Source organism: Pseudomonas sp. Ors-4-3C (assembly GCF_055755035.1).
Genome location: NZ_CM146900.1, coordinates 1,404,576 through 1,428,238 on the forward strand (window position 1 = coordinate 1,404,576; position 23,663 = coordinate 1,428,238).

The following is a 23,663-nucleotide window of genomic DNA, read 5'->3' on the forward strand; positions in this document are numbered from 1 at the left end:
AAAAGTGGAGCCTAATCAGGCTCCACTTGCAGTTTCAGGCTTTCATCATCCAGCCGTTCGGTACGGCGTACCGTGCCTTGCAGTCGTCGACCGTCGACCCTGACCACCACGGTTTTCGCCTGGTCGAGATCTTCCGGTAACGGCGCCGGCACGCGCAGGGCGAAGCTATACGGATCGTCTTCGACAGCCTCAAGACCCACCTGACAGTCCACGCTTTTGGTGATACGACCGAACAGAGTGTCCAGACCGTAATCCAGATGCGCCGGGCTGAAGATGCTGGTCATTGTGTACGCCCCCAAAGAGTCCCCATTGCCTGGCGAGAGTCTAGCTCGCCGGTCGCCATGTGACGTTTTCCACGCCGAATTTCTCCGCCATCGGTTTGCTGGTCTTTTGTACCTTTTCCCGGCCGAAGCGCGGGATGCGACCCACGCCGGCGTCGCAGCTTGCCCAGTGCCACGCCTCGGCGTTGTCCATTTTGTCCGAACGGATAATGAACGACTTGGGCGTGCCGTGAAGGGTGTAGTCGATGACAAACAGTTTTGCGTTGTTCATAAAGCCCGTAATCCTCCCTGTGGTATTAGAAGGATCACCGCGCACCGGGAAAATTCACTCGGATTGTCCGACGGTATCTATCGTTGGCGACGCATGGGCGCAGTGGTTAACATGGCCGCTCCGCCAACCCCCAATGATTGCTCGCCATGGCCCTCGCCGCCCCCCCTGATTTGAGTGATACCGATGTCCCGGTGCAGCCGCTGGCGCGCACGTATCCGCGTGGCTTGTTCATCGAGCCGCACGAGCATGTCTGGGGGCAGTTGCTGTATGCGATGAGCGGGGTGATGTGGGTCGAGACGCCGCATGAGGCGCTGGTGGTGCCGCCGCAGCGGGCGGTGTGGTTGCCGCCCGGGGTGCCGCATGGGATTCGTGTGGTGTCGGACTTGCAGATGCGCAACATTTATCTGCGACCGGTGCTGGCGGCGACGCTGGATTCGACCGTGCAGGTGATCGAGGTTGGTGGGCTGTTGCGTGAGTTGATCGTCGGGCTGGTGGAGCAGGGCGACAGCGGCGAGCCTGCCTATTACGAGGCCTTGGTCGGGCTCGCGCTACTGGAACTCAAGCGCGCCCGGCGCTCGCAACTGAAGATCCCGCTGCCGGACGATTCCGACCGGCGTCTGATGAACCTGTGCCAGGCGGTGATGGCCGCACCGTCGCTGGACATTCCTTTCGAACAGCATGCGGAAAATGCCGGGGCGAGTGTGCGCACGCTGGCGCGGTTGTTCAAGGACAGCCTGGGCATGGGCTTCGCCGAATGGCGGCGGCAGGTGCAACTGGCGACGGCGGTGGCCGAGTTGATTCAGGGCGTGCCGGTGAGTGCGATTGCTCGGGAGCTGGGGTATTCGCCAAGCAGTTTCAGTGACATGTTCCGGCGCGAGCTGGGCGTGGCGCCTTCGCAATTTCCCACCACCTGAGCGCAACTCTTGTGGGAGCGGGCTTGCTCGCGAAAGCGGTATGTCTGTGAAGAATAAGAGACTGACCCTCCGCCTTCGCGAGCAAGCCCGCTCCCACAGGGGACAGCAGTGAATTCACGGATTTGGCCGAAATTCAGAAGTCCTTGGCCGACGCCTCTGTCCATCCTTCCCTAGACTCTGCCCATTGTCTTTTCGCGGCGGAGTGTCCCCATGAACTACCTGATTTCGCTGGCCATCGGTCTGGGTGTCGGCCTGCTCTATGGCGCGCTGAATTTCCGTTCCCCGGCGCCACCGGCCATTGCGCTGGTGGGGCTGCTGGGCATGCTCGCGGGTGAGCAGTTGTGGCCGATGGGCCGGCAACTGGTCGCCGGTTGGTTGTCCTGAACTGTCCTTTTTTCCTTTGGTGGATGTCCTCATGAAAGCACTGCAATTCGATAAAACCGGCGACCTGTCTTCCTTGCGTTTCGTTGACGTGCCGACCCCGGTGCCTGGCGCTGATGAAGTGCTGGTCGAGATCAAGGCCGCCGGCCTGAACCCCAGCGATGTGAAGAACGTGCTCGGGCGTTTTCCGTACACCACATTGCCGCGGATTCCCGGTCGTGATTTCGCAGGCGTAGTGGTGCAAGGGCCGCAAGCGTTGATCGGTAAAGAGGTCTGGGGCACCGGGCGCGACCTGGGCTTTTTTGCCGATGGCTCCCATGCCCAGTTCGTCAAACTGCCGGCCACCGGAGTGGCAGCCAAACCGGCGCATCTGAGTTTCGCCCAGGCTGCCAGCCTCGGCGTGCCGTACACCACGGCGTGGGATGCGCTGGAGCGCAGCCTGGTGACTGGCGAAACACGTTTGCTGGTGATCGGCGGCGGTGCGGTGGCCACGGCGGCGTTGGCGCTGGCCAAGGTGCGGGGAGCGCAGATTCTGGCGGCCGCTCGGCGGCCGGAGCAAGTCAAGGAGTTGCAGGCGCAGGGTTATTCGACGATTCAGCTGGATAAACCCGAAGACCTCGGCGCGCAGGTCAACGCGGTATACAGCGGCGGCGCCGACGTGATCTTCGATACCACTGGTTTCTGGCTGCCGGCCTCGGTAGCGGCATTGGCACCGTTCGGGCGCATTGCGATCATTGCCGCACCGATCGACGGCCATGTGCAATTGCCAGCGCTGGCGCTGTACCGCAAGGGTGGTTCGGTGGTCGGGATCAACTCGCTGCTGTACAGCGTGCAAGCCTGTGCGGCGATGCTCGAGCAGTTCGGACGCTTCTTCGATGAGGATCGGCTGCCGTTGCCACAAGGCCTGGTGGAGGTGCCGCTGGCGGAGGGGTTGCAGCGCTATGCGGAGGTGAATCAGGGCGGTGGCGACAAGATTATCCTTATCCCCTAACACCGCAAAACAACTGTGGGAGCGGGCTTGCTCGCGAAAGCGGTCTGTCAGTCACCGGATTTGTTGACTGGTAAGACGCCTTCGCGAGCAAGCCCGCTCCCACATTTTTTGCTGCGCAGGTTTCAGGATTGCGGGACGCCGTTTTCCCACGCCGACCAGTTTTTCAGGATGTCCTGCACCAGCGGATTGCCGGCGCGATAGAGGTTTTCCAGCGCCGGCACGAAGCCGCCCTGATCGGCGTATTTCAGCAGGTTGTCCACTTCACTGCCGCCCGGAGCCGGGCGATCAAAGTCGGAGCCGGCGCGTATCACGGCCAGACGCTGCACATCCACCAGACCTTCGCGACTGGCGCGGAGCAGGGCTTCATAGGTGGAGTTGTCTTCCTGTTGCGTGGTGCAGTACTCGCCCTTGTTGTCAGTCAGCAGTTTGGTCCAGACCTCGGCGCGTTCGCTCAGGCGTGTACCGGAGAACCAGGTGTTGCCCGCCAGCGTGTCGCAGCGCGTAACGACCGGCGGCTGGTTGGCCGGGGCGGACGGGTATTTCAGGCGCCAGGCCGCTGATTCCTTGCTCTCGCTCAGCTCGACCTTGTGGCTCAGGGCGAAGGCTTTGGCCTGTAGTTTCGGGTTGAGTTCGAAGACTTCGGTCTTGTAGTCCAACGGCGGTTTTTCGTTCGGGCCTTTGGTGTTGATGCCGAGGTAACCGGTCGGCCAGCTCGACGGCGCATCGCGCGAATCCAGCTCCCATTGCGTACCGAATTCCACCAGATAATGCGCCCACGCCGCGGTGCCGATGGTCCCGTGTTTCGGGCTGATCCCGGCGATCCCGGCGATCAGGAACCAGCTTTTGCGCAGGTCGAATTTCGGCGACAGCGCCAGGGCCAGGGTCGAAGCCGCGGCGTTGGTCTGGCCCATGCCGGTGGTCAGCAGGCACACCTGCTGGCTGTTGCAGCGAATGCTCGGGTACTCGGCGGACAGCCCCGGCACGCGGATTTCCTGTTTCAGGTCGAGGCGCTCGATCCAGTTCTGCGCCTCGGGGGCGAACATGGTGATCAGCACCACTTTCGGCTGGATCGGCGCTTCAGCCGCCCAAGCAGTGGAAGAGAGCAGGGCCGCAGCGGCCAGGGTCAGACGCGTCATTGCGTGCATGAAAATCTCCTTGATTCAGAACTGGTAGCCAATGCCGGCGTAGTAACCCCAACCGTTGGAGCGCGCGCGGAAATTGCCGTCGCCGAAGTTCAGCTCGCTGCCGTCTTCCCAGTTGCCGCCGTTGTGGAAATAACGGCCGACCAGGGTGAAGCGCAAGTGGGTGAATGAGTACAGCAACACGTTGGTCGCCACCGTGGCATTGGCGGTGCGCGCCGGATTGTCCTTGTGAATGTCCGAGCCGAAATCGAAGTTGGTGAAACCGATGTAGGTCAGCGACGCGCCGTTGCTGAATTTGTCGATGGGCACGATGTACTTGAGCTGCGCGCGGTAGCCGTCCCACGAATACTCATTGCTCGCGCCATAGTTTTCCCACTGGTAGCGCCCGTACAGGTTGGCCGACAGGTTGACCCGCGAATGGGTGTCGATGTCGGTGCCGAAGCCGCTGTACAGCGTGTTGGCGCGGTTCTCCTTGCGGCTGCCGTGATCGTAGATCCAGTCGAACGCCACGTACCATTCCTTGAACGGGCCGATGGCCAGGCTGCGGCCGGCGAGGTAGTCGATGGAGATGCGCGGCTCGTGTTCCATGAACACTGGTGAGCCGTGATCCCACACACCTTTGTCGTGGCTGTTGCCGATGTTGAAGATCTTCGGAATGTCTATGTAGCCGTACAGCTCGAACGGCCCCTTGCGCCCGAAGTATTCGTATTCCAGATAGATATCGTCGGCCGGCTGCGGCCCGAAACTGATGTCCTTGCTGCCGATCAGCGTCAGGTCCTGGTTGTACCAGTCCGACAGATAAGCGCCTTTTTTCGGCGGGGCAGCTTCCGGGCTGAGGGCTTCGCCCTGAGCGGACTCTTCGGGCAGGACCGGTTGCGCCAGTGCGGAATGGCTGAGAACTCCGGTAACGCCGGTCAGTAGCAGGGAAACAGCGAACGTGCGCGCAAATGGGGCGCGGAGAAGGGAAGCGGCGTGCATTCAAAGTCCTTTTTTGCGGATCGAGGCCCGGTTTCTGCGGGTCTGTACGTTTTTGTTACGAAAAAGCCGTTACAGGCAGGTCGCAAACGTTTGCACAAGGCGTACCAGTTTTCCAGATATACCCATTTCCCCTTGTGGGAGCGGGCTTGCTCGCGAAGGCGTCGGGTCAGCTGACACATCCTTCACAGATACACCGCCTTCGCGAGCAAGCCCGCTCCCACAGGGGGAGTCAACTGCCGTCGAATCCAGTGTTTACGGGCCGAAACCCTCGTTCTAGACGGCCCTAGTATTAAAGTATTAACACCATTTAATCAGTGCCCCATCGCGGGGCGTCTACTAGCTTGTCAGCCAAGACGCGGTTTTGTGATGACCGTCGCAGTCTTGATTCGCGTGTGGAATAAGCACGTTTCCCACGCCTTCAAGGAAGAATTTGGCCACGACAAGGAGTAGCCCGTGGAAGCAAGGTTTGGTGTCGCCCTCGTTTCGCGTTTTTCCCCACTTTCCCTTGCTGTGCACCTGAGCGTCGCCGGACTGTTGTTCGGCGGCGTCAGTGCACCTGCACTGGCCACCTGCTCCACGGCCGGTTCCACGGTGACCTGTACCGGGGTGCCGACGCTGCCGCTGTTTCTCAACAATTTCGCCAGTGCCACCAACGGTCTGACGGTCAATGTCAACTCGGGGGCGGCAATGAATGCGACCCTCGGCGGCCATGTGATGGACCTGACCGGGGTCAACATCACTCTGAACAACTCCGGCACCATTGACCCTGCCTTTATCGGGCTTGTGTCGGTCTTGAGCGGCGGTGCGTTCATTGGCACCGGTGCGACCAGTACGGTCAGTGTGCTCAACAACGCCAGCGGGATCATTCGCGGCACTGGCATGTTGCTCGGGCTCAACCTGACCAGCATCGATGGTCTGGGGATTGCGGTGAACAACGCCGCGGCTGGCACAACCACCATCACCAACAACGGCACCATCACCTCGACCGGTCTCTCGGTCGGCGGCATCACCCTGGCGGATACTCCGGTGGTCGGCGTCTACGGCGGTTCGCAGGTCAACATGACCAACAGCAGCACCGGCACCATTACTGGCCGCGTCGCCTTCGAAACCTCGGCGGCGGGTAACACGTTCACCAACGCCGGCGCGATCACCGGTGGCGTGTCGATGGGCGCTGCCAGCACCAACACCTTTACGGCAGTGACGGGTTCTTCGGTGCAGGTCGGTGACGGTGTACAGATCAGCGTCGGTCTCGGCGGACTGATCGGTATCAACCTGACCTTTGCCCCCACCGGCACCGTTGATGGCGGCGCGGGCGGCACCAACAGTCTGATTCTGCAGAACCCGCTTGGCGTCGGCGGCGGGACCACCGGGGTCGGCACGGCGTCGAGCGCCACCTACGTCAACTTCAACAACCTGACCATCAACAGCGGCACCTGGACCTTGCAGGGGCCACTGGTCAGCGGTGCGACCACGCTCAATGGCGGTGTCGCCCAGTTCAACAACAACGCCACGTTCGGCAGCGGGGTGCTCACCTCCAACGGCGGGATCCTGCAGGCCAGCAATGCCGGGTTGAACATCAGCAATCTGATCTCCCTCGGCGCCGGTGGCGTGACCGTGCAGGGCACCAACGCCACCACCCTGAGCGGGGTGATTTCCGGCAGCGGTGGCCTGACCAAAGTCGGTGCCGGGCAATTGAGCCTCAGTGCTGCCAACACCTACCTGGGCAACACCACGCTCAACGGCGGCACCGTGCAGTTGGGCAACAATCTGGCGCTGAGCACCGGTACCCTCAACGTCACCGGCGCGACAACCTTGAGCGCACCCGGCACGATCAATCTGAGCAACGCCATCAGCCTCGGCAGCACATTGACGGCCGGCGGCACCGGCGCACTGACGCTCGGCGGCCTGATTACCGGCAGCAGCGGCTTGACCAAGACTGGCAGCGGCAGCCTGACCCTCAGCGGTGCCAACAGCGGTTACACCGGCACCACCACCCTGAGCGCCGGCAGCTTGCTGGTGACCAACAATAATTCTCTGGGCAGCGGCGCGCTGAACACCGCCGCCGGCACCAGTCTCGACAGTACCGCCAACGTCACGCTGGCCAACAACATCGGCATGACCGGCGCGCTCAACGTGCTCGGCAGCAACGCCCTGACCCTGGGTGGCGTGTTGTCCGGCACTGGCGGCATCACTAAGTCTGGCACCGCGAGCCTGACCCTGACCGGTAACAACACCAACAGCGGCAGTACGGCGCTTAACGCCGGTAGCCTGTTCGTTGGCAGCAACACCGCGCTGGGGACCGGTGCGCTGAGCGCGGCGGCCGGCACCACGCTGGATGCGACCACCGCGGTGACCCTGGCCAACGCCGTCGCGCTGGCGGGAGGAGTGACCATCGGCGGCACCCAGGCACTGGGCCTGAGCGGCGTCGTCAGCGGCACCGGCAACCTGATCAAGAATGGCACCGCGAACCTGAGCCTCAGCGGCAACAACACCTTCTCCGGTGGTACTGCGCTCAACGCCGGTACGCTGATTGTCGGCAGCAACACCGCGCTGGGCACTGGCGCATTGACCACGGCGGCAGGCACCACCCTCGACGCCAGCACAGCGGTGGCGCTGACCAATACGGTGTCACTCGGCGGCAACCTGAACATCGGCGGCAGCGCCGACCTGACCCTGGGCGGCATCGTCAGCGGCAGCGGCGGACTGACCAAAAACGGCGCGGCCAACCTGATTCTCAATGGCGCCAATACCTTCCTCGGTCCCATCGCGTTGAACGCCGGCACCCTCACGGCGGGCGCCAATGCGGCGCTCGGCAGCGGCGACATCACCGTCGGCGGCGTGGCGACGCTCGACAGCAATGCTGCGGTAACGCTGAACAACAACGTCATCCTCAACAACAGCCTGGGGATTGGCGGCAGCAACGCGCTGACCCTCGGTGGCGTGATCAGCGGTACCAGCCAACTGGTGAAAAACGGCACCGCCAATCTCACGCTCAACGGCAGTAACACCTACAGCGGCGGTACCACCCTGAATGGAGGTAGCCTGACCGTCGGCAACGGCGCTGCGCTGGGCTCGGGCGCCCTGACCGTGGCCGGGGCAGGAACACTCAACAGCAGCTCGGCGGTAACGCTGAACAATGCGATCACTCTCAATGCCAACCTCACCACTGGCGGCGCCAACGCGCTGACCCTCGGCGGGGTGATCAGCGGCGTCAACGGATTGATCAAGACCGGTGCGTCGAGCCTGACCCTCAACGGCAACAACACCTACACCGGCACCACCGCGCTGACGGCCGGTTCGTTGATCGTCGGCTCCAATACCGCACTCGGCACTGGCGCGCTGAATGCGTCGAACGGCACCACGCTGGATGCCGGCACGGCGGCGACCCTGGCGAACAATATCAACCTCGGCGGTAATCTGACCTTGGGCGGGAGCAATGCGCTGACCCTTGGCGGCGTTGTTGCCGGCATCGGTGGTCTGGTCAAGAACGGCGCCGCCGACCTGACCCTCAATGGCGCCAACACCTATTTTGGCAACACCGCACTGAACGCTGGCAAACTCATTGTCGGCAGTAACACCGCGCTGGGCGCCGGTACGCTGAACGCGGCGGCCAATACCACGCTGGACGCCAACACCGCCGCGAGCCTGAACAACGCGGTGGCGCTGGCCGGTGCCTTGAACATCGGCGGCACGGCAGATCTGACCCTGACCGGTCTGGTCAGCGGCGCCGGCAGCCTGGTGAAAAACGGCACGGCCAATCTGATTCTCAATGCGGCCAACAGTTACGGCGGCGGTACCACGCTGAATGCCGGCACCGTGACCGTCGGCAACAGTCTGGCACTGGGCACCGGCGCCGTGACGGTCACTGGCGCATCGACGCTGGACAGCAACTCGCCGCTGGTCAACCTCACCAACGGCATCGGCCTCAATGCTGCGCTGACCATCGGCGGTACGCAGGACCTGAGCCTCAGCGGCGTCACCAGCGGCAGCGGCCAGTTGATCAAGAACGGCGCGGCCAACCTGACGCTCAACGGCAACAACACCTTCAGCGGCGGCACCACCCTCAACGCCGGTACCTTGACCCTCGGCAATGCCAACGGTCTGGGCAGTGGTGGCTTAACCGTCGGCGGCGCGGCGACCCTGGATAACAGCGCCTCGTTCGGCATCGGCAATGCGATCACCTTGAACGCCGGGTTGACGGTGGCCGGCAATAACGACCTGGCCCTCAACGGCATCATCGACGGTGCCGGCAGCCTGACCAAAAACGGTTTGTCCGACCTGACGCTGGCCGGCAGCAACACCTTTACCGGCGCCGTGAATATCGTCTCCGGCAGCGTTACCACGCTGAACAGCGCTGCATTGGGCAATACCTCCGGCGTGAACATCAGCGCCGGCGCCGGTCTCAATCTGGGCAGCGATGCCAGCCTGGCCGGGTTGTCCGGCAGCGGCAGCGTGCAACTCACCGGCAGCAACACCTTGACCGTGGGCGGGGTCAGCACCAGCAGCACCTTCGACGGTGATCTCAGCGGCAGCGGTGGCCTGACCAAAATCGGCACCGGCACCCTGAACCTCACCGGGATCAGCGGCCTCACCGGCAACACCACGGTCAATGGCGGTATCCTCAACCTCACAGGATCGCTGAACAGTACACAGCTCAACGTCAACAATACTGGCACCTTGACCGGTACCGGCTCGGCGATCGGCACGGTGAACATCAACAACGGCGGCCATCTGGCGCTGTCGTCGGGCAACACCCTGTCGGCGAGTAATCTGACCCTCGGTGCGGGCAGCAACGTTGATGTGGCGCTGGCGACACCGTCGACCACGTCACTGATGAACGTCGGCGGCAACCTGACTCTCAACGGCAATCTCAATGTCACTGATGCCGGTGGTTTCGGCGTCGGTGTCTATCGTCTGTTCAACTACACCGGTGCCCTGACGGATCTGGGGCTGGACGTCGCCAGTGTGCCGGTCGGTTACGCTCTCGGCGATCTGCTGGTGCAGACCAGTGTGGCCAATCAGATCAACATTCAAGTGTCGGCCCCGAACAGTAACATCCGTTACTGGGATGGCAGCCAGACCATTGCCAACGGCGTGGTCGACGGCGGCACCGGCACGTGGAACGCGGTCGGCACCAACTGGACCGATGCCAACGGCCTGGTCAACCAACTTTGGGCCGGCGACTTCGCGGTGTTCCAGGGCACCGCCGGCACCGTGACCGTGAATGGCACGCAGCTGTTCACTGGCATGCAGTTCCTCACCGACGGCTACAACCTGGTGAACGGCGCGGCGGGACAACTGACCGCCGTCAATGGCAGTGGTGGGACCACGGCGGTGCGGGTCGATCCGGGTGTGACCGCGACCATCGGCGCCAGCATCAACGGCAGTGGCATCCTCAATAAGCTCGACGCCGGTACCCTGGTGCTCAACGGCGCCAACACCTACAGCGGCGGTACGCAACTGGACGGCGGCAAGATCATCGTCGGCAGCAACACCGCGCTGGGCAGCGGCACGCTGACCGCCAACGCTGGCACACAACTCGATAGCAACACAGCGGTCACTTTGGCGAACGCGGCAACGCTCAACGGCAACCTGACCGTGGTCGGCAGCAATGCGCTGACCCTCAACGGGGTGATCGGCGGTACCGGCGGGCTGATCAAAAATGGCGCGGCGAGCCTGACGCTCGGTGGCAACAACGCTTTCCTCGGGCCGGTGGCGCTGAATGCGGGCGGCTTGATTCTGGCGTCGAACAGCGCGCTGGGCTCGGCCACTCTGAACGCGGCGAACGGCACCTCACTGGATGCCAGCGGCGCCTTTACGGCGGGTAACGCGATCAATCTGGCGGGCAACCTTGGTGTCGTCGGCAGCAACGATCTGACACTGAGCGGCGCGATCAATGGCGCCGGCAGCCTGACCAAGAACGGCGCGTCCAACCTGATCCTGAGCGGGGCTAACAATTTCCTCGGCGGCGTCACTCTCAACGCCGGCACACTGACCGCCGGCAGCAACGGCGCACTCGGTCTGGGCAACCTGACCGTGGCCGGTACCTCCGCGCTGGACAGCAGCGCTGCGCTGAGCCTGGGCAACAACGTGGTGCTCAACGCCAACCTGAGCAACACCGGCAGCAACAACCTGACGCTCGCTGGCGTGGTCAGTGGCGCGGGCGGGCTGATCAAGAACGGCACGTCGAACCTGACGCTCAACGGCATCAACACCTACAGCGGCGGTACTACGCTGAATGCGGGTACGCTGACCCTCGGCACCGGCGCAGCACTGGGTAGCGGTGTGCTGACAGTGGCTGGCGCTTCGAGTCTCGACAGCAGCTCCCCGCTGGTGCTGGCGAACAACATCAACCTCAATGCCAACCTCGGTCTGACCGGCAACAACAACCTGACCCTCGGCGGTGTGATCGCCGGGGCCGGCACCCTGACCAAAAACGGTCTGGCCGATGTAACGCTGTCGGGCAACAACACCTTCAGCGGCACCTTCGATGTGCTGTCCGGCAGCCTGACCACCCTGAGCAACTCGGCGCTGGGCAACAACGCCACGGTCAATCTCGCGGGCGGCGCGGCGCTGAATCTCGGCGCTTCGGGCAGCCTCGCCAGCCTGACCGGCAGCGGTACCGCGTTGATCGGCACCGGCAGCACCCTGAGCCTCGGTGGCAATAACGTTAGCAGCACCTTCGCCGGTGTCCTCAGCGGCGACGGCAGCCTGACCAAACTCGGCACGGGTACGCTGACGCTCAGCGGCATCAGCGACCTGACCGGCGATACCAACGTCAACGCCGGCACCCTGCAGGTCAACGGTTCGCTGGCCAGCGGCAACGTGCTGGTCAACAGTGGCGGCACTCTCGGCGGCAGCGGCACCTTGACCGGCGCCGTGACCGTGGCCGATGGCGGGCATCTGGCAGCTGTCACCGGCAGCACGCTGTCGGTGGATTCGCTGGTGTTCAACGGCAACGCCAACTTCGATGTCGGCCTGGGTGCACCGGTCTCCGGTGGCGGTAATGCGCTGGTGAATGTCGGCGGCAACCTGACCCTCGACGGCACCTTGAATGTCAGCGATATCGGCGGCTTCGGCAGCGGCGTGTATCGCCTGATCAACTACACCGGCGGCCTCACTGACAACGGCATGCTGATCGGCACGGTGCCGGGCAGCGTCACCCCCGGCGATCTGACCCTGCAAACGGCGCTGGCCAACCAGATCAACCTGCTGGTGAGTGCACCGGGCGTCACCGTGCAGTTCTGGGACGGCAATCAACTGATCGCCAACGGCTCGGTCGATGGCGGCAGCGGCACCTGGGGCACCGGTACCACCAACTGGACCGACGTCAACGGCATCACCAATCAGGCCTGGACCAGCAACTTCGCGGTGTTCCAGGGAACGGCGGGCACTGTGACCGTCAACGGTGCGCAAACCATCACCGGCATGCAGTTCGTCACCGACGGCTACAGCCTGCAGAACGGCACGGCGGGTTCGCTGAACCTGGTCAACGGTTCGCTGGGCAATGCCTCGGTACGCGTCGATCCGAACGCCACCGCGACCGTCGGCGTCGCGCTCAACGGCAGCGGCACCCTCGGCAAATACGACACCGGTACGCTGGTGCTCAACGCTGCCAACGGCTACACCGGTGGCACCGCGCTCAATGGCGGCAAGATCGTGGTCGGCAACAATGCCGCGCTCGGCAGCGGTGTGTTGACCGCTGCGGACGGTACCGCACTGGACAGCAACGCCGCGGTCAGCCTGGCCAACAACGTGGTACTCAACGGCGGCCTGACCGTCGCCGGCAGCAACGCCTTGACCCTCGGTGGTGTAGTCAGCGGCAGCGGCAGTCTGATCAAGACCGGGGCGTCGAGCCTGACGCTCAACGGCAGCAACACCTATAGCGGCGGCACTCAACTCGCAGGCGGCACGCTGGTGCTGGGCAACAACAGCGCAATCAGTAGCGGCGCACTCAACGTGACCGGCAACGGCACCCTCGACAGCACTTCGGCGCTGCAACTGGCCAACGCGATCAATCTCGGTTCGCAGTTGACCCTGGCCGGTAACCAGAACACCACACTGCTTGGCGCCGTCACCGGCACAGGCAGTCTGGTGAAAAACGGCAGCGGTGGTCTTGTGCTGAGTGGCGCCAATACCTACAGCGGCGGGACCACGCTGAACGGTGGCACGACCACTGGCGACACCAGCAGCCTGCAAGGCGCGATCGTCAACAACGCGGCGCTGACCTTCGCGCAGAACGCCGACGGCAGCTATACCGGCAACCTCACCGGCGCCGGCACGCTGAACAAAACCGGCACCGGCCAATTGCTCCTGACCGGCAACAACACCTTCACCGGCAACACTTCGGTGCAGGCCGGCAATCTGATCGTCAACGGCGTGTTCAACAGCGCCAACGTCAGCGTTGCCAGCGGCGCGAAAGTCGGTGGCAGCGGGCAACTGGGCGGCAACGTGCAACTGGCCAGCGGTGCGACGCTGATCGGTGGCGGCAGTGCAACACCGTTGTCGGTCGGTTCGCTGGCGTTGTCCTCGGGCACCAACCTGGACTTCAGTCTCGGCTCGGCCGCCAGTTCCACCACGGTGGTCAACGTCGCCGGCAACCTGACTCTCGACGGCACGCTGAATATCAGCAACGCCGGCGGCTTTGGTACCGGGGTCTATCAACTGTTCCGCTACGGCGGCAGCCTGACCGACAACGGTCTGGTCTACGGCAGCCTGCCGGTATCGGCGGCCAACCTGACCCTGCAAACCGCCATCGCCAATCAGGTCAACCTGCTGGTGCAGGGCACACCGGGTGAAGTGCAGTTCTGGAACGGCGGCACCACCAATCCTGACGGCAGCATCGGTGGCGGTAGCGGCGTGTGGGGACCGGGCACCAACTGGACCGATCCGAGCGGTACGCAAGCGTTGGCGGCCAATGGTCAGTTCGCGGTGTTCGGCGGTCAGGCTGGTACAGTCACCGTGCAGGGCAATCAAAACTTCACTGGCCTGCAGTTCCTCACCAGCGGCTACAGTCTGGCTCCGGGGGCTGGCGGTACGCTGACGCCGGTCAACGGCGCCGACGGCAGTCTGGCGCCGGTGCGGGTCAATGCCGGGGCCAGTGCGGAAATTTCCGTACCGCTGGTAGGCACGGGGGGGATAGAGAAACTTGACTCCGGCATATTGGTGCTCAGTGGCGCCAACACCTACAGCGGGGGCACCACCGTCAGTGGCGGTACGCTGATCGGTAACACCACCAGCCTGCAAGGCAACATCACCGACAACGCCACACTGGTGTTCCAGCAGAATGCCAATGGCCAGTTCAACGGCATCCTCAGCGGACTCGGGGCGATGGCCAAACGCGGCGCCGGCACGTTGTTGCTGACCGGTAATCAGCCGTTCAGTGGCACCGTCTCGGTCGATCAAGGCCTGCTGCAAGTCGGCAGCCGTGCGGCCCGGGCTTCGTTGGGGGCACAAGTCACGGTCGCCAACGGCGCAGGCCTGAGCGGTAATGGCAGCGTCGGCTCAGTGGTCAACCACGGTGTGGTGGCTTCCGGTGGCGCGGGCGGCACCTTGAGCGTGGCCGGCAACCTGACCAACAGCAGTGATGGTGTACTGGCGCTGACCGTCAGCTCGCCAACCGCGACACCGCTGGCGGTGGGTGGTACGGCGGCATTGGGCGGCGGCCTGGTGGTCAACAGCCTGGCGCCGTTCACCGGCAACACCACTTACTCGCTGATCACTGCAGGCGGTGGGGTGACCGGCACCTTCAGTGCCACCGATCTGCCGCAGTACGCGTTCCTCGACAGCTCGCTGGTCTACGGTGCCGACTCGGTCACCCTGGCCGTGAGCCGCAACGGCAACTCGTTCGCCGATGTCGCTGCCACGGGCAACCAGCGCGGCACCGCCACGGCACTGTCCAATAACGGTGCGGCCGGCGCAGCGTTGCAGAACCAGATCGTCAACCTCAGCGTGGCCGGTGCGCGCAATGCGTTCGACAGCCTCTCCGGAGAAATCCACGCCAGCACCGCCAGCGCGATGCTGGAGGATTCGCGCTTCATCCGCGAGGCGGTCAATGACCGCATGCGCCAGCCATCGTGCAGCGCCGCGGATGATCCACGTAAAACCCTGGCACCGAGCGACACGCAACTGAGCAGCAACGGCTGCCACGGTGAAATGGTCGGCTGGATCCGGGCTATCGGTGCCTGGGGCGACATGGGCGGCGACAGCAACACGGCGAAAGTCGATCGCAACCTCGGCGGTTTCATGCTCGGCACCGACAAGGCGCTGGATGACACCTGGCGTGCCGGGATGGCGGCCGGCTACACCCGCAGCAACCTCAATGCGCACGATCGCAACTCGGATGCCAAGGTCGACAGCTACCACTTGGCCGGTTATCTGAACTCGCAATTCGATGCACTGGCGGTGCGCCTCGGCGCGGCTTACAGCTGGCACAGCATCGAGACCAAACGCGATGTCAGCGTCGGTACTTACAACGATCGCCTGAAGGCCGATTACGACGCACGCAGTGCGCAGGTGTTCGGTGAAGTGGGTTACGCGATCAACGCGGCAGGCGTTGCCATCGAACCGTTCGCAGGTCTTGCCTACGTCAACTACGACAGCGACACCGGCAAGGAAAAAGGTGGAGTGGGGCGCCTGAAGGCCGACGCCGATCAGGACATCACCTACTCGACCCTCGGGGTACGCGTCGGCAAGTTGGTGACCCTGGCCAACGGCAGCCAACTGACGCCACGTGCGGCCATCGGCTGGCGACATGCCTACGGCGACACCAAACCTGACGCCGACCTGACCTTCATCGACGGCGGCGCCTCGTTCAGCACCCAGGGCGTGCCGATTGCCAAGGACAGCGCATTGCTCGAAGCCGGCATCGACTTCCAGGTCACCCCGACCGGCAAGCTGGGCATCGGCTACTCGGGCCAGGTGTCGAGCGACAACAACGACAGCGCATTCAACATCAGCTTCAGTCAAAGCTTCTGAATCATGGTCGAAGTACTTTAGCCGCCCGAAAGGGCGGTTTTTTTTTGCACTGCAAAAGATCCCGGATGCGTCCTACACAAATAAGCGACTTTCCCGACTGCGGCTATCTGTAGATCCACGCAAAGTCCCGTGCCTAAAAAGACACAGGGAAATGTGGATGCTGACCGTCGGCAAACCTATTGTTTTCAGACTTGATATCGAAGGTGTCTCCAGCGATCTTCAAGTGCTCGAATTCCGAGCCAGGGAGGCGCTTAACCAAACCTATGAGGTCGAACTCGAACTGGTCAGTGAACGCCGTGACCTGGATCTCGAGTCTCTTCTGCATCGCCCAGCCTTTGTGTCTTTCTGCGCAGACGGTTCGGGCCTTCATGGGCAGGTTTATCGAGTTGCCCAAGGCGACTCCGGCGCACGTCTGACGCGCTACCAGATCCTTTTGGTGCCGCATCTGGCCTATCTCGCTCATCGTCACAATCAGCGCATCTTTCAGCATCAGAGCGTGCCGCAAATCATCGCGCGAGTGTTGAGTGATCACGGCATGCAGGCCGATGCCTGGCGCTTTGTGCTCAATGCCGAGTACCCGGCGCGCCTGTATTGCGTGCAATACAACGAGAGCGATCTGCATTTCATCCAGCGGTTGTGCGAGGAGGAGGGGCTGCATTTTCATTTCCAGCACAGCCCCGATCGGCACCTGTTGGTGTTCGGCGATGACCAGACCGTGTTCCCCAGGCCCGACGCGCCGACTGCCTATGCGCAGGGCAGCGGCATGGTCGCCGAGGCGTCGGTGATCGAGCGTTTCACCGTGCGCCTGGAGACCCGTCCCACCCAGGTCAGCCGCCGTGATTACCATTTTGAAAACCCCACCGTGCAACTCGATGCCGCGGCCAGGGAAGCGCGGCTTCCTGTACTCGAGGATTACAGCTTTCCCGGGCAGTTCACCCACCGTGATCGTGGCAGACATCTAAGCCAGAGAAGCCTCGAACGGCATCGCGCCGATTACCGTCAGGGAAAAGGTCGCAGCGACCAAAGCCTGATGCGCAGTGGCAGCTTCGTAGACATGGGCGGACATCCGCGCGCCGACCTCAATGGTTTGTGGCTGCTGACCAGCGTCGAGCACATTGGCAAGCAGCCGCAAGTGCTGGAGGAGTCGGCCACCGGCACTGATTCCGGTGACGGCTTCAGCCAGGGTTATCGTAATGACTTCGTCGCGACACCTTGGGACGTCATCTTCCGCCCTGCGCTTGAACACCCCAAACCCCGAATGACCGGCAACCAGCATGCCGTGGTCACCGGGCCTCCCGGCGAGGAGATTTACTGCGACGCCTATGGCCGGGTAAAGGTCCAGTTGCTGTGGGACAGGGAAGGGCAGCGCAATGAACAATCCAGTTGCTGGCTGCGGGTCACCAGTGGCTGGGCCCATGATCAATATGGCAGCGTGCAGATCCCGCGTGTCGGCATGGAAGTGTTGGTCGGTTTCACTGACGGCGATCCCGACAAGCCGTTTGTCCTCGGTTGTCTGGCCAACGCCGCGACGCCCGTGCCGCTCAATTTGCCCGCTGAACAAACGCGCACGGTGCTTCGCAGTCACAGCACCCCCGGTGGAGGCGGCTACAACGAGCTGCGTATCGAGGACAGGAAAGGTGCCGAAGAAATCGCCATCCGCGCCCAGCGTGACTTTGTCCAGTTGGTACTCAATGACCAGCGGGTGCAGGTCGACAATCAGCGCACGGTGGTGATCGGTGGTCTGGCCAGCCACGACCTGCGCAGTGATGAACATCATCTGACCCATGGCAACCGTCTGACCGAGCTCAAGCAGGATGATCACCTGTGGGTTCAGGGCGACCGGCACGTTCGGGTAGCCAGCCAAAGGCTTAGCGCAGCGCAGCAGATCCACCTCGGCGCGGGCCAGCAAGTGGTGATCGATGGTGGTACGCATGTGACGATCACGGCCGGCGGGCATTGGTTGACGCTGGGGCCGGAAGGCATTTGCAGCAGCGTGCCGATTGTCCAGGGCGGTGCGCCTGCGCTGGGGATGGCGGCAGAGCCTTTGGTGCCAGGGGCGTTGCCATTGTTGAAGGTGGCGTTCGATCCGGTTCAGCAGCGCCATGCATTCGTTTCCGCACGCGGCTCGCGTTGCCTGGCCTGCGAGGCCGCTCACGCATGAGCTTGTCGAGCGCTTTTCCCGAAGGTCTGCCGTGGACCGAGCAACAGGCCTTTCTGTTGCTGGACGGTGCGACGATCACCGACTTGCCGGCGCGGCTGAAACAGCACAGTTCGGCGCCCGGCACCGTTGCTCTCTACGACCAGCCACCCTTTTCAGCGCTGCGCGACATTTCGCCCCTGTTGGTCGCGATTGCGCATGCGGACGATCCGCTGGCCCGGTTCCATCTGCAACATGCGCAGGCGGAGTGGGGCGTGCTGCTGTTCAGCGCGGCGCCAATGCACAGCGTTGCCGAGCACCTGCGCAAACTGCTGGTCGTCGAGTTACCCGCCGGGCAATCGGCATTTTTGCGCATCGCCGATGCGGCGGTGGCGCACGCGTTGTTTGCCCATGCCGATCAGCGATTGTTCGGACCTTTGACCTGTGTGGTAACGGCGGACTGCGTCAATGATGTTTGGCACGGTCATCGACCTCGGCTGGCTGAGTGTCCGGCGCTTGCCGTGCCGTATCGCCTTGATCCGGAGCTGAACGCGGCGTTGGATCAGGTTGACCGGCGTCGCAGGTTGCTGGAGCTGGATGCGCATCTGTTGAAGCACTTCCGTGAATTCCATGTCGGGGAAACGCTGGGCCAGCGCTGGCCATTGCTGGATCTTATGGAAACCCAAGCCAGTGCCCTCGGCCTGAGCAGTCAATCCGAGTTGTTCAACTACGCCAACCTGCTTGCGCTGCTCGACAGCCACGACATCACCGAACACCCGCCAATCCACCACGTGCTCCACACGCCCTCCCTGCAATCACCGGGCGAGCGTGTCACGCTGGCCGTTGATATGGCGCAGCGGTGGGGCAGTCAAAGGGAACGCCCATGACCCATCCCGCCATCCTCGACGCCGCCGCAGCCTCCAAGAAACCCTTCGGCTCCCTCGACAGCTGCCCGCTACGGCAAACCCACGTGCAGTTGCTGCCGTTGAGCTACGGTCTGGTGGAGCGGGCGTTCGATCCGAGCTCAGAATTGAAGTTGCCGTACACCCTGACTGCCCGCCCGCTGGGCATTCGCCGCTTTCGCGACGGCTGGCTGTACATCATCGACAGCCTCAGCGGCGAGTTGTACGAGTACCGAATGCTCGACGGCATCGTCACCGCGCTTTTGCATCAGGGTAAAACGGTGGCTGAGGATCAGCGCGCCGCCATCGAGGAGCGTCCGGCGCTGATCTTCTCCCGCCAAAGCACGCTGTACGTGACCTTCGCCGAAGTGCAGTGGACGGCAGGCAAATGCCGGCAGGTGCTGGACAGTGCCCAAGAGCGTGAGCACTTCATGCAGGCGGTTGATCTGGGGCCGGTGCATTGCCAGACCGGCGGCGAGCACTTGCTGACCGTGGCGCAAGCCCGACAGTGGCTGGCAGAGGTGGCGGTCAGTGCAGAGCCTGTCGCCGAAGCCGATGCTACGCGGCTGCCAGCCGTGCAAGTCAGTGATGCCCCCGAGCACGAACGCGAACCTTATCTGTGGGAGCAGCCGCAGCGTTTTCGCGCGGCACACATCGGCGAATTTCTCGGCCGGGTACGCGGGCCCTATCAGGACGACACATTGTTTCTGCTGGTCGACGACGATCTGGGGGTGATGCGCGACCTGGCCGAGTATCAGGACACTGTGGTCGGTTGGGTCGATGAATGGAGCAGCAGTGGCAACAACGCGCGCGATTACCTGCTGGCCAGTTACATCGAGTCCTTGAGTCAGCTCAGTGATCAGGACTTCGACGGTCTGGCCAAGGCCAGTGAACACCCGCAGGCCAGGGCGCTGTTTGCCGATCTGGAACAACTGCCCGAGCCGGATCGGGAGAACACGCGCCGGGCGTTGCTCGACTACCTGAACAAGGGCGGGGAGGTCCAACCCGATGCACCGGCGCCGCCCGAGCTGCAAAAACTGCGTGCCAAGGGGACCGACGACGAAATGCAGCCGAACCGCGCCGCGCCCACGGCTGAGGTGGATCGGCGTTTTTACACGCGCCAATACTTCGCAGACGTCGCTCCTGCTGCATTCGTCGACGCGCATCTGGAGACCCTGATCAGCCTCGGCAAGGATCAGGAGCGCCGCATCAAGGATGTGCTCGACGGCCCGCTGCTCAGCGGCAAGCGCGGGGTCAACGACCTGATCGACCGCCCGGCCATGGACGAGCGACTGAACCTGCTGCGCGACGATCTCGGCCGCTGGAATCGCCTGCTCGAACGCATCACCGTCGACCGCACGCAACTGCTGGTCGCCGGGCGCTTTCATCGCGCGGCCTGGTACTACGATGCGCAAGTGGCGGCGCAACTTCATCAAGCGCTCAGCGCCGAGTACGCCTGCCTAAAGGATCTATGCCGCAGCGACGAAGCCAGCGAGAAAATGCTCGGGTTTGTGGAGCAACACCCGGAACTGACCCGAACCGCCTTCTACACCTTGCCGCTGCGCCTGCAATCGGAGCAGAGCGGGCAATACTCGACGCTGATCAACGCCGGTATGGCGACGTTCAACAACCTGCCGGACTGGCTGGCCAAACTGAAAAAGATCGAACAACCGCAAGTGCCGGCCCTCGACGATATGCCCGAACACACCCGTGTTGTCGCGGCTGCCGTGCAGGACACCTACAGCCCGGCACTGAACCTGGGCCTTGACCGGGTGCTGGAAGGTTTCGACCTTGCGGGCGAGAAAATCCCCGACCTCGATGAACTGTTCCAGCGCCTGCCCAAAGCACTGCGCCTGCGCCTCTTCGACGCGGCAAAAACCAGCGGCGTGACCTTCACCGTCGCCAGCCCCACAGAACAGGCCGCGCTGCAAACCGTGATCAAAGAGCTGCTGCGCGAGCGCGAGTACCTCAAGACCCTCAACCGCGAACGCAACCAGATCACCCACAACAAAAATCGTCCGGGCCACAAGACGCCAAGGGCGGTGGAGTTGCAGGAAGAGATTGTGCGGGTGCGGGCACAACTGACCCAGGTGGAAGGACGACTGGCGGCGGCGTTGAGCCCGATTGAAGAACTACCGGATCGCTCGGCCCGGTTGTACGGCGCGACGCCTGCAAGAGCGGGGGTGACAGTGGTGTTTCCACCGGCACAGCAGGGGGAGTTGCGGAGTTTGTTGGGGAATATTCGGTTGGGGATTGGAGGGCTGTCCAGGACCAGTCTGGTGAAGACGGAAGGGATGGGGTTGGTGGTGGTTTTGGTGCAGGTGGTGAATTTGGTGGGGGCTATTAAAGAACTAAAAAATCAGTCCAGGAACGAACGGGTTTGGGGACCTGTTCTGAATGCTTTGATGACTACCGGTGCCGCTGGTTTTACCGCGGCACAGAGCTTGGCAGATACGGCATTGAAAGCTCGGAGCACGGCGCTTGTTGCTGGGCTTCAACTCCATGCCTTGCAGCATGTGCATGTGCAGATGGGGAAGTTGCATCTAGGGTTAGGAATTCCGACCTATCTTTTGGGATTTATCTCTTCATTCACTAGCTTGATTACTCAACATAAAAACTGGCAACAAGCAATTCGAAGCGGTAATCACCCTGCGCAGGGTGCGGCCGCACTGGCAACATTTGGAGCCGGCGGAATGACTACCGTCAATACGTATGGTCTGGGGCAGACCCTATACGCCGGTTATACCGTGGTTACTGCCACTAACAGTGAAGCAAGAACTGCCGCTTGGGCCGCAGCCGGCACACGCCTTTCTACCGTGTTTTTTCGGTTCAACCTGGCAGGCGCGTTATTTACCGTTTTGGAACTCAGTGGCACCTGGCTCTTCAATCGCTATAACCTTAGCGCTCACAATAAGTGGCTGAAAATCACGCCTTGGAGCCTGGATGCGGAGATGCGCGGTGATCACTCCTTGGAGGACTACCAAAGTTATTTGGCCTTTCTGATACAGGCGCCTTACGCACAACTTGGTCCGAACCCCTACGACTCTTGGCTGAAAAACCTGTTATTCAAAGCCAAACCCAGCGATATCCATCTGGTCCTACCCAGACTGACATTGGAAAACCTTCTTCCTCCTTTGGATGGGAAGCCGAAACACCGGCTGGGCATTGGCGCACACCGTATCTCCATGCCCCTCCACGGTCGAGGCGCGCCGCGAGAACGTAAAGACGTGCTTAGCGACGAAGTGTTAAGCAGCCTGCGAATCGTCAAGTCATCGCCAGAAGGATTGGTGCTCTGCCTTCAATACCCGATTGATCACAGCGCCGAGTACACGCCAGCAAAAGAAACACTGGAATTGGCCGTATGCGTTCAAAACCTGAACGACAAAGGTGAGTGGGCGTCGCGAACCCGTGTCATCCATATTGACCCGCAGGGTGACGGGCATTTTGCGGTGGTTGCTCCTCAACTGGTCAAAGGAAATCCGCCCATGTTGCTAGTAGAAGCCCAGTTTCTGGAGCAAGCCGATCATGGCGAATAACCACAATCCATCTGTCAGCGCACTGCAGGTTGCACGTCCGCGAAAAGCCGGCGATATCGAACCTTTTCCGAGCGGCAGAATTACCTATCTCGCGCCGCTTCCCCTACCAACACAGATACCACCTTATGGCCCGCATATTGGTGAGCTGAATGACGGTTACATGGACTTTGGGTTGGGGGCTCCACAAGTTTTTATGTGGCAAATGACTTTGGGTGGGCCATTCAGCGTTGCATGCATGATTGCCTTTCTGTTTCCCTTGATCGGTGGTTTTCTGTTCTTTTTGTTCGGGATGGATTGGGAGGACATTTTCCATGCCATACGAGGAATTTTTCATGAGGCTTATGGGAAGGCCTTTCTTGCTCTTTTTTGGGGGCTTTTCATCGGTCTCGCGGTCTGGCACCACAACCACAAAAAACGCGCCTCAATCATCCCGACCCGCTTCAACCGCCAACGCCGCGAAGTCTGCTTCATGCCCAAAGACGCCACCGAACCCGTCTTCGTCCCCTGGGAATCCCTCTCCGCCTGGATCATCGAAGCCCAGGGCGCAACCCAATACGGCATCCACCGCCAATACGGCATGGGCATCGGTTTCTACCACGGCGAAACCCTCACCAGCCTCGAATTCCCCTGCGCCGCGCTGCCCCTCGCCATCAGCCATTGGGAAGCCATTCGCGGCTACATGGAATACGAAGTCAACGACCTCAAATCGATTCAGGATCTGCAAGACCTGCAAGGCCCCGACGACCCGCCCCACGAAGGCGTGCACACCTTCCGCAACGCCCGCGCACGCATGCATCAGCAGATCCGCGACGGCTCACGCACGAGGCTGTCCGGCTTCTTCTGGTATCTGTATCACGTCATGACCCTGTGGACGATTCCCAACCGCCTCGTCGAATGGGAAGTGCGCCGCCTCGAAAGGATCGGCAAGCAAACCCTGCCTGAGGCCATGCGCCAATGGTCGGAGCCGTTGCCGGAAGATCAATGGGCCAAGCCGAGTGAAGAGTTGCTGCGGTTAAGCGAGCAGGTAAGGCAGATGCAAAAGCGCCAGCCACACAGACCGATTACCGAGATATTTGTCGAGGTGCGACGCTCGGTAGTTACCGATAAGAGCCGTGTATGAGGAGTTGCTTGCTAAAACGCTATGTCGTCAGCA

Annotated in this window: 12 protein-coding genes; 8 read left to right on the top strand and 4 right to left on the bottom strand. The window is 62.3% G+C overall.

Annotated elements, in window-relative coordinates; genetic code table 11:
* Nucleotides 1-11 precede the first annotated feature (11 nt).
* Together ACVHNU_RS06375 and ACVHNU_RS06380 are read right to left on the bottom strand one after the other, a co-directional pair.
* A complete protein-coding gene (locus tag ACVHNU_RS06375; protein ID WP_003223526.1) occupies nucleotides 12-284 on the bottom strand; it encodes a hypothetical protein in 273 nt (90 codons plus the stop codon).
* Between the two features lie 40 nt (nucleotides 285-324).
* The gene (locus ACVHNU_RS06380) at nucleotides 325-552 is read right to left on the bottom strand and encodes a DUF6555 family protein (protein WP_003223528.1); all 228 of its coding nucleotides are present in this window, start codon (nucleotides 550-552) and stop codon (nucleotides 325-327) included.
* A 146-nt stretch (nucleotides 553-698) separates the two neighbouring features.
* Between ACVHNU_RS06380 and ACVHNU_RS06385 the strand changes: the two genes are divergently transcribed.
* From ACVHNU_RS06385 to ACVHNU_RS06395, 3 genes are all read left to right on the top strand, one after another.
* Complete coding sequence (locus ACVHNU_RS06385; RefSeq protein ID WP_177434677.1) at nucleotides 699-1,466, top strand: AraC family transcriptional regulator; 768 nt, start codon at nucleotides 699-701, stop codon at nucleotides 1,464-1,466.
* Nucleotides 1,467-1,676: 210 nt separating this feature from the next.
* The gene (locus tag ACVHNU_RS06390) at nucleotides 1,677-1,850 is read left to right on the top strand and encodes a DUF1427 family protein (protein WP_103486135.1); all 174 of its coding nucleotides are present in this window, start codon (nucleotides 1,677-1,679) and stop codon (nucleotides 1,848-1,850) included.
* Nucleotides 1,851-1,881: 31 nt separating this feature from the next.
* Nucleotides 1,882-2,838, top strand: coding sequence for a quinone oxidoreductase family protein (locus tag ACVHNU_RS06395; protein ID WP_103486134.1), 957 nt, complete (start codon nucleotides 1,882-1,884; stop codon nucleotides 2,836-2,838).
* A 122-nt stretch (nucleotides 2,839-2,960) separates the two neighbouring features.
* Here ACVHNU_RS06395 and ACVHNU_RS06400 read toward each other — a convergent pair whose 3' ends face one another.
* Together ACVHNU_RS06400 and ACVHNU_RS06405 are read right to left on the bottom strand one after the other, a co-directional pair.
* A complete protein-coding gene (locus ACVHNU_RS06400; protein WP_473019238.1) occupies nucleotides 2,961-3,983 on the bottom strand; it encodes a purine-nucleoside phosphorylase in 1,023 nt (340 codons plus the stop codon).
* A 15-nt stretch (nucleotides 3,984-3,998) separates the two neighbouring features.
* The gene (locus ACVHNU_RS06405) at nucleotides 3,999-4,958 is read right to left on the bottom strand and encodes a nucleoside-specific channel-forming protein Tsx (protein WP_103522526.1); all 960 of its coding nucleotides are present in this window, start codon (nucleotides 4,956-4,958) and stop codon (nucleotides 3,999-4,001) included.
* 453 nt (nucleotides 4,959-5,411) lie between these two features.
* Here ACVHNU_RS06405 and ACVHNU_RS06410 point away from each other — a divergent pair, with 453 nt between their 5' ends.
* The 5 genes from ACVHNU_RS06410 (at nucleotide 5,412) to ACVHNU_RS06430 (ending at nucleotide 23,630) form a co-directional block, all read left to right on the top strand.
* Nucleotides 5,412-15,935: an autotransporter-associated beta strand repeat-containing protein gene (locus ACVHNU_RS06410; RefSeq protein WP_473019239.1), complete on the top strand. Its 10,524-nt coding sequence runs from the start codon at nucleotides 5,412-5,414 to the stop codon at nucleotides 15,933-15,935.
* 157 nt (nucleotides 15,936-16,092) lie between these two features.
* Entirely contained in the window at nucleotides 16,093-18,096 is a 2,004-nt protein-coding gene (locus tag ACVHNU_RS06415; RefSeq protein WP_473019240.1) for a type VI secretion system Vgr family protein, read from the top strand.
* Nucleotides 18,093-18,959 (top strand): DUF4123 domain-containing protein, encoded by an 867-nt coding sequence (locus ACVHNU_RS06420; protein WP_103522522.1) that lies wholly within the window; start codon nucleotides 18,093-18,095, stop codon nucleotides 18,957-18,959. Before ACVHNU_RS06415 ends, ACVHNU_RS06420 begins: the two co-directional genes overlap by 4 nt.
* Nucleotides 18,956-22,510 carry a toxin VasX gene (locus tag ACVHNU_RS06425; RefSeq protein WP_473019241.1) on the top strand — a complete coding sequence of 1,185 codons (3,555 nt, stop codon included), beginning with the start codon at nucleotides 18,956-18,958 and terminating at the stop codon, nucleotides 22,508-22,510. Before ACVHNU_RS06420 ends, ACVHNU_RS06425 begins: the two co-directional genes overlap by 4 nt.
* Nucleotides 22,500-23,630, top strand: coding sequence for a hypothetical protein (locus ACVHNU_RS06430; RefSeq protein ID WP_473019242.1), 1,131 nt, complete (start codon nucleotides 22,500-22,502; stop codon nucleotides 23,628-23,630). Before ACVHNU_RS06425 ends, ACVHNU_RS06430 begins: the two co-directional genes overlap by 11 nt.
* Nucleotides 23,631-23,663: the final 33 nt, after the last annotated feature.

Excerpts from the sequence above, each read along its gene's own strand:
- ACVHNU_RS06375 (WP_003223526.1), bottom strand. The coding sequence starts at position 284 with ATGACCAGCATCTTCAGCCCGGCGCATCTGGATTACGGTCTGGACACT.
- ACVHNU_RS06380 (WP_003223528.1), bottom strand. The coding sequence starts at position 552 with ATGAACAACGCAAAACTGTTTGTCATCGACTACACCCTTCACGGCACG.
- ACVHNU_RS06385 (WP_177434677.1), top strand. The coding sequence starts at position 699 with ATGGCCCTCGCCGCCCCCCCTGATTTGAGTGATACCGATGTCCCGGTG.
- ACVHNU_RS06390 (WP_103486135.1), top strand. The coding sequence starts at position 1,677 with ATGAACTACCTGATTTCGCTGGCCATCGGTCTGGGTGTCGGCCTGCTC.
- ACVHNU_RS06395 (WP_103486134.1), top strand. The coding sequence starts at position 1,882 with ATGAAAGCACTGCAATTCGATAAAACCGGCGACCTGTCTTCCTTGCGT.
- ACVHNU_RS06400 (WP_473019238.1), bottom strand. The coding sequence starts at position 3,983 with ATGCACGCAATGACGCGTCTGACCCTGGCCGCTGCGGCCCTGCTCTCT.
- ACVHNU_RS06405 (WP_103522526.1), bottom strand. The coding sequence starts at position 4,958 with ATGCACGCCGCTTCCCTTCTCCGCGCCCCATTTGCGCGCACGTTCGCT.
- ACVHNU_RS06415 (WP_473019240.1), top strand. The coding sequence starts at position 16,093 with ATGCTGACCGTCGGCAAACCTATTGTTTTCAGACTTGATATCGAAGGT.
- ACVHNU_RS06420 (WP_103522522.1), top strand. The coding sequence starts at position 18,093 with ATGAGCTTGTCGAGCGCTTTTCCCGAAGGTCTGCCGTGGACCGAGCAA.
- ACVHNU_RS06425 (WP_473019241.1), top strand. The coding sequence starts at position 18,956 with ATGACCCATCCCGCCATCCTCGACGCCGCCGCAGCCTCCAAGAAACCC.
- ACVHNU_RS06430 (WP_473019242.1), top strand. The coding sequence starts at position 22,500 with ATGGCGAATAACCACAATCCATCTGTCAGCGCACTGCAGGTTGCACGT.